The 6378-nt window shown below is 66.3% G+C and carries 8 protein-coding genes; 4 read left to right on the top strand and 4 right to left on the bottom strand.

What is annotated here, in order from left to right; translation table 11 throughout:
- From FKP22_RS32180 to bamC, 3 genes are all read left to right on the top strand, one after another.
- Positions 1–417 (top strand): class I SAM-dependent methyltransferase (locus FKP22_RS32180; protein WP_233446879.1); only part of this gene is annotated, 417 nt, incomplete at its 5' end.
- A 26-nt stretch (positions 418–443) separates the two neighbouring features.
- Entirely contained in the window at positions 444–1325 is an 882-nt protein-coding gene (gene dapA / locus FKP22_RS17710; protein WP_141288861.1) for a 4-hydroxy-tetrahydrodipicolinate synthase, read from the top strand.
- Between the two features lie 119 nt (positions 1326–1444).
- Positions 1445–2623: an NlpB/DapX family lipoprotein gene (bamC, locus tag FKP22_RS17705; RefSeq protein ID WP_233446878.1), complete on the top strand. Its 1179-nt coding sequence runs from the start codon at positions 1445–1447 to the stop codon at positions 2621–2623.
- 286 nt (positions 2624–2909) lie between these two features.
- On the opposite strand, the gene FKP22_RS17700 is transcribed toward bamC, so the two are convergent.
- Together FKP22_RS17700 and FKP22_RS17695 are read right to left on the bottom strand one after the other, a co-directional pair.
- Positions 2910–3164, bottom strand: a complete 255-nt coding sequence (locus FKP22_RS17700; RefSeq protein WP_231012799.1) for a hypothetical protein — start codon at positions 3162–3164, stop codon at positions 2910–2912.
- A gap of 200 nt (positions 3165–3364) precedes the next feature.
- Positions 3365–4534 (bottom strand): JmjC domain-containing protein, encoded by a 1170-nt coding sequence (locus tag FKP22_RS17695; RefSeq protein ID WP_375140592.1) that lies wholly within the window; start codon positions 4532–4534, stop codon positions 3365–3367.
- Positions 4535–4591: 57 nt separating this feature from the next.
- On the opposite strand from FKP22_RS17695, the gene FKP22_RS17690 reads away from it, so the two are divergent.
- Complete coding sequence (locus FKP22_RS17690; protein WP_141288855.1) at positions 4592–5110, top strand: FKBP-type peptidyl-prolyl cis-trans isomerase; 519 nt, start codon at positions 4592–4594, stop codon at positions 5108–5110.
- Between the two features lie 9 nt (positions 5111–5119).
- On the opposite strand, the gene dut is transcribed toward FKP22_RS17690, so the two are convergent.
- Positions 5120–5569 (bottom strand): dUTP diphosphatase, encoded by a 450-nt coding sequence (gene dut, locus FKP22_RS17685; protein WP_141288853.1) that lies wholly within the window; start codon positions 5567–5569, stop codon positions 5120–5122.
- Positions 5570–5598: 29 nt separating this feature from the next.
- Positions 5599–6378 (bottom strand): bifunctional phosphopantothenoylcysteine decarboxylase/phosphopantothenate--cysteine ligase CoaBC (gene coaBC, locus FKP22_RS17680; RefSeq protein ID WP_141288851.1); only part of this gene is annotated, 780 nt, incomplete at its 5' end.

Genomic DNA, 6378 nt, shown 5'->3' with positions numbered 1-6378 from the left:
GCGCTGCACTCGCTGGCGGGCGTGGCCGGCATCGAAGTGGTGCAGGCCGAGCTGGAAGAACAGACCTGGCCGCTGGCAGGTCGCTGCTTCGATCTGGTCGTCGTCACGAACTACCTTTGGCGGCCTCGTTTTGACGCGTTGCTGGACACGGTGGCGCCCGGCGGCCTGCTGCTTTACGAAACTTTTACCGCCGGCCAGGAGACCATCGGTCGCCCTGCCCGCGCGGAATTCCTGCTGCAGCCCGGCGAACTGCTGCAGCGCTGCGCCGGCTGGCAGGTGCAGGGCTTCGAGCAAGGCCTGTTGGCGGCGCCCGCGCGATTCGTGCAGCGCGTCGCGGCGCGCCGGCCCGCTGCGGCGGCGGACCGTCATGACGCGCAGCGCAATTCGCTGCCGGAATGGCCGCTGTCACAAGGCTAAAATCAGCCGCTCTGCAAGGAATCCTGATGACACCGATTGTTGGCAGCATCGTCGCCCTGGTGACGCCGATGCACGAAGATGGCAGCGTCGACTACCCGGCGCTGCGCGCGCTGATCGACTGGCACATTGCCGAAGGCACGGACTGCATTGCCGTCGTCGGCACCACCGGTGAATCCGCCACCGTGACCGTGGACGAGCACTGCGAGATCATCCGCGTGGCGGTCGAACACGCCAAAGGTCGCGTGCCCATCATGGCCGGCGCCGGTGCCAACAGCACCGCCGAGGCCATCAACCTCACGCGCTATGCGAAAGAGGTGGGCGCCGACTGCACGCTGCAGGTCGTGCCCTACTACAACAAGCCTTCGCAGGAAGGCATCTACCGGCACTTCAAGGCGATCGCCGAGTCGGTCGACCTGCCGGTGATGCTGTACAACGTGCCCGGCCGCACCGTGGCAGACATGCAGCACGACACCGTGCTGCGGCTAGCCGAAGTGCCCGGCATCTTCGGCATCAAGGAAGCAACCGGCAACATCGAGCGCGCGGCCTGGCTGATCAAGCACGCGCCCAAGGGTTTTTCGATCTATTCGGGTGACGACGGCACCGCGGTCGCGCTGATGCTGCTGGGCGGCCATGGCAACGTCAGCGTCACCGCCAATGTTGCACCGCGCCGCATGCAGCAGCTGTGCAAAGCCGCGATGGCAGGTGACGCCGCCGCCGCCCGCGAAATCCATTTCAGCCTGCTGTCGCTGCACCGCCAGCTGTTCTGCGAAGCCAGTCCTGCGCCGGCCAAGTGGGCGCTGTCACAGATGGGCCGCTGCCAGAATTTCCTGCGCCTGCCGCTGGTCGAATTGACTGCTGCCGGCCAGGCCCAGGTCGGTGCCGCGCTGCGCGAATGCGGCCTGATCTGAGCACCTTTCAAGTTTGAGCCAGAATCGCGGCCGATCTGGCTGCAGCCGCTTTTGGCGGCCGGCCCTCGTTCCAGCCAAGCGGCGGTCTTGTTTCTGACCGCCGACCGGAGATGTCCCAAGTGAATAAAGCCTTCGCGATCACGGCCGTCCGTGGCGCCGTTTTTGCCCTGATCGCCGCCAGTCTGGCCGGTTGCGGCATGCTCAGCAGCGTGTTGCCCGACGACAAGATCGACTACCGCAGCCAGGCTCGCAAAACGACGCCGCTGGAGGTGCCGCCGGACCTCACGCCGCTGGCACGCGACGGCCGCTACACGCCGCAAAACGGCAGCATCTCGGCCTCTGAGCTGGCAGGCGGCGCAAAGCCGGCTGCCGCTGCGGCTTCGGGCGCACCCACGGTGGCGCTGAGCCAGGCCGGCGACATGCGCATCGAGCGTGCCGGCGAGCAGCGTTGGCTGGTCACCAGCCGCAGCCCGGAACAGGTCTGGCCGCAGGTGCGCGAGTTCCTGCTCAACAGCGGGCTGCAGTTGTCCAAGGAGGACGCTGCAGCGGGCGTGATGGAGACCGAGTGGAACGAGAACCGCGCCAAGCTGCCGCAGGACATCATCCGGGAAAGCCTCGGCAAGGTCTTCGAGAGCCTCTACTCGACCGGCGAGCGGGACAAGTTCCGCATCCGCATCGAGCGCACCGCAAGCGGCGGCAGTGAGGTCTACCTGAGCCACCGCGGCCTGGAAGAGGTCTACAGCGGCCGTGACCGCGACAGCGGCACGATCTGGACCAACCGCCCCACCGACCACGACCTCGAGGCCGAGATGCTGTCGCGCATGATGCTGTCCATGGGTGGCAAGGCCGCAACCACCACCGCGGATGCCGGCAAGGCCGGCACCACGCCCGCCGCCGGCGGCAGTGCCAACAGCCGGCCCACAAAGGCCCGCGTGATCAGCGGCGAACCCTCTGCCACCATGCAACTGGACGATGGACTGGAACGCGCCTGGCGCCGGGTCGGCCTGGCGCTGGACCGCAGCGGCTTCACGGTCGAGGAACGTGACCGCACGCTGGGCTCGTACGCCGTGCGCTACGTGGACCCGAACGAAGCCTCCAAGGACGGCCCGAACTTCCTGATGCGCTGGTTCGGTGCAAAAGACCCGGCCGAAAAAGCGCTGGGCCGCTACCGCATCATGGTCAAGGCCGATGGCGCCAACGCCACCCGCGTCAATGTGCTGACTCCTGCCGGCGAGCCGGACAACGGCGCGAATGCGCAGCGCATCGTCACCTTGCTGGTCGAAGAGCTGAAGTATTGATGCCGCACGCCGGGTAACGGCTGTCGAATATCGAGGGCCCTGCGGGGCCCTTTTCCATGCCTGCAGCGACAGTTAGGCAACAGGTGCCGAAAGGCCAACAGGCAAACCGCGTGCCTATTCTTCGGCCGCGCTGGCCTGGCGGCTCAAGAGTTTCATGTCGGTTTCACAAGATACCGCCACCGCCCGCGGGACGGGATTCAGCAGCGTGGCACGAAACTGGTTCAGGCATGAAAAAAGCCACCCGAGGGTGGCTTTTTTCCAGTCGCCAGAAAGGCGACTCGGCAGCTCAGTTCGAAGCAGCCGATGCGGGCGCCATGGCGTCCGAAGCAGCTTCCGAAGCGGGTGCAACCGGGGCAGCAGCCGGAGCCGAAGCTTCGACAGCGGGAGCCGGAGCAACAGGAGCTTCTTCCTTCTTGCTGCAAGCAGCCAGGGCGGCAACGGCGATCAGGGAAGCCAGCAGGAGCGACTTGTTCATGAATGTCCTCGAAAACAAAAGGGGTCGAACAAAATTACCGGTAATTCTGGAAGCCCGCTTGTTCACGCGCGCCTCCTCCTCGCGAAAGGCCAAAAACGCTGGGAGAGTACACGTCATGCATCTACATGCGTACGCCCTGCTCCTGTGGACACGTTCCTGTACCTAGCTCTTGATTATACCGGTGCAACACCCGCCACTAGGGGCCTTCCCTATCAAGAAAAACCTTGGGCTGCCGACGCGCGGGCGCGAAACGTTGCCGTCACGCATCATTTCGGGGCACGCACACCGATTTGGCGTGGCGCCGCACGCACCCAGCCGCTTTCGGCCCAATCCTGCACCAGCGTCAGTGCCTCTTCGCTGAGCCTGGCCACCTCGCGCGGTGACAGCGCGCGCTGATCTGCAAGCTGGTGCATCAGCTTGGCATCGCGCCCACCCGCGCGGAAGGATTCGCCGTTCAGGAACACCTGGCGATCGTCGTACATCATGCGGGAACGTGCATCCAGCACCAGCCCATCACCAGGCTGCAGCGCCTCGCCACCGTCAAACCACACGGTCGCCTTCGGCTCGGTGAGCGACTCGCCCAGCGCGCTGTTGAGGCTGTAGGCATCGTTCAGCGCGGCGATCACCGCGTGCTGCGCAAAGCTTTGCAAAGCCTCGGGAATGCGGCCAGGCGTTGCGGTGGCCTCCTGCCTGGGGTCGCGGTATCGCGGTTCGCGCTCGGGCGCATCCAGCGCGTCCAGCATGCGCTGCAGCACGTCGCGCGCCATCTCGGTGGGCGTGGGCGTTCGAAAGCCGATCGAGCAGGTCATGCAATCGTCGCCTTCGGCCACGCCGTCATGTGCCCATTGCGGCGGCAGGTACAGCATGTCACCAGCTTCCAGCAGCCATTCCTGCTGGGGCTCGAAATTCGCCAGCAGCTTGACCGGAACACCCGGCACCAGGCTGTCGTCCTTGACCGGCCCGATGCGCCAGCGCCGGCTGCCGCTGACCTGCAGCAGGAACACGTCGTAGGAGTCGACATGCGGGCCGACACCGCCGCCATCGCTGGCATAGCTGATCATCAAATCGTCCAGCCGCGCCTCGGGCACGAAGCGGAACTGGCTCAGCAGATCGCGCGCAGCTGGCACATGCAGGTCCAGGCCCTGGACCAGCAGCGTCCAGCCGGCCTGCTTGGGGCTCGGCAGTTGGCGCCGCGTCAGCGGGCCGTGCTGCAGGCGCCAGCCAGGGCCGGCTTTTTTTGCCGCGGTGGTCTGGCGGATCAGGCGGGATTCGACATCGTCGCGCCCGGCCAGATCGAACAGCTCGGCACGCGCCAGCGGCGGCTGCACGCCGGGCACGGCCTGGCGGATCAGGTAAGGCTTTTTCTGCCAATGGCGGCGCATGAATTGCGCCGGCGAGAGGCCGCCCAGCAGCGGCAAGGAGAGATTGGGGTCCACGGTCATGGGGCGGCATTGTCCGCTGCTTGACCCTTCGCCTTGTGCGATCATTCCGCGATGGACATCACTTCACCTTGCGTGGTGACGCTGACCTGGATCCTGTCGGATGCCCAAGGTCAGCTCATCGACGAGCTCAGCGACCCGGTCGAATTTTTCTATGGCGGCGACGATTTGCTGCCCAAGGTGGAAGAAGCGCTGGAAGGCCAGACAACGGGCTTCGAAGCTCACCTGCACCTGGAACCTGAAAACGCCTTTGGCGAATACAACGCCGATCTGCTGTGCTATGAAGCACGCCAGCTTTTCCCGGAGGGGGTTGAACCCGGCATGCAGTTCGATGGCCTGCCCGAAGGCGCTGCCACGCCGGACATGCCTCAGGACCTGACCTACATCGTGACCGAGGTCTACCCGGAACATGTGGTGCTGGACGCCAACCATCCGCTGGCCGGCATGGCGCTTCGCCTGGAACTGAAGGTGGTCGACGTGCGCGAAGCGACCGCCGCCGAAACCGAAGCCGGCAGCGTCGAGCCGCCGGTGGTCGTCATGGGCGGCCCGCCGCCCGGCGCCTCACTGCACTGAATCAGCTTCTCAGGCCACGCCGGTCGAACCGAACCCGCCGGCGCCCCGGTCGCTGGCATCGAATGAATCGACGACGCGAAAGCTCGCCTGTACCACCGGCACGATGACCAGTTGCGCAATGCGCTCCATCGGCTGGATCGTGAACGCGACCTGGCCGCGGTTCCAGCAGCTCACCATCAACTGGCCCTGGTAGTCCGAGTCGATCAGGCCGACCAGGTTGCCCAGCACGATGCCATGCTTGTGGCCCAGGCCCGAGCGCGGCAGGATCAGCGCGGCGAGTCCGGCATCGGCAATGTGGATCGCCAGGCCGGTGGGGATCAGCGTGGTTTCGCCGGGCGCCAGCGTCACGGCTGCGTCCAGGCAGGCGCGCAGGTCCAGGCCGGCACTGCCGGGCGTCGCGTACGCGGGCAGCTGTTCACCGGCACGCGGGTCCAGCACCTTCAGTTCGATGGGGGTCATGTTCACTGCAAAGAGATCACTGAATTGGGTCACACGCCGGCCGTGCGGCGGGCGATCTCGGCCACCAGCTGGCGCGCCAGCGCCAGCTTGTCGCCAGCGGGCAGTTCGCGGTGGCCCGCGGCGTCCACCAGCACCAGCGTGTTGTCGTCGCGCCCAAAGGTCGCCGGACCGAGGTTGCCGACGATCAGCGGCACGTTCTTGCGCAGCAGCTTCTCGCGCGCATGCGTCAGCAGGTCCTGGCTTTCGGCTGCAAAACCGACGCACCAGGGCTTGTCCGGCAGGCTGGCGACGGCGGCCAGGATGTCGGGGTTCTCGGTCAGCTCGAAGCTGGGCGCGAGCTTCTTGCCGTCCTTCTTGATCTTGTGCTCGTTCATCACCGCCGGGCGCCAGTCGGCCACCGCCGCGGTGGCGACGAACACGTCGTGCAGCGGCGCCTGCGGCAGCACCGCATCAAACATCTGCTGCGCGCTTTGCACGTCGATGCGGCGCACGTGCGGCGGCGTCGGCAGGTGCACCGGCCCGGCGATCAAGGTGACCTCCGCGCCAGCTTCCTGTGCTGCTCGCGCGATCGCAAAGCCCATCTTGCCGCTGGAGTGGTTGGTGATGCCACGCACCGGGTCGATGGCCTCGAAGGTCGGGCCCGCGGTGATCAGCAGCTTCTTGCCGGCCAGCAGCTTGGGCTGGAACGAAGCGATCAGTTCATCGCGCAGTTCGTCCGCTTCCAGCATGCGCCCGTCGCCGATCTCGCCGCAGGCCTGGTCGCCAGCGGCCGGGCCCAGCACCAACGCGCCATCGGCCCGCAGCTGGGC

This window comes from Ideonella azotifigens (assembly GCF_006519715.1).
Taxonomy (GTDB): Bacteria; Pseudomonadota; Gammaproteobacteria; order Burkholderiales; family Burkholderiaceae_C; genus Ideonella; species Ideonella azotifigens.
The sequence above is the reverse complement of the archived record's forward strand: the minus strand, read 5'-3'. Positions and strand labels throughout refer to the sequence as shown.